Below are 243 nucleotides of genomic sequence, written 5' to 3' on the forward strand. Positions count from 1 at the left end.
GCGGTGTCGAACGACGAGGCGAAGGGCCTGGTCGCCAGGCTGGCGCCGGCGGTGGCCTATCGCGCGGCCAACATCGAATTCAATCCGGCGCTGCTGTCGCTGCGCTTTAACGTCGAGCAGCGCGCGGGACGCCAGTTCGTCCGCATCAGCTCGACCCAGCCGCTGAACGAACCCTTCGTCGACCTGCTGCTGGAACTGGCCTGGGACAACGGCCGCCTGGTGCGCGAATACACCTTCTTGCTG

1 protein-coding gene is annotated in these 243 nt (G+C 66.7%); it reads left to right on the forward strand.

Annotated features, from left to right (window positions below):
- Nucleotides 1-243 (forward strand): FimV family protein (locus tag KVT32_RS31175; RefSeq protein WP_217619544.1); only part of this gene is annotated, 243 nt, incomplete at both ends.

Source organism: Achromobacter sp. GbtcB20 (genome assembly GCF_019091095.1).
Classification (GTDB): Bacteria; Pseudomonadota; Gammaproteobacteria; order Burkholderiales; family Burkholderiaceae_B; genus Achromobacter; species Achromobacter mucicolens.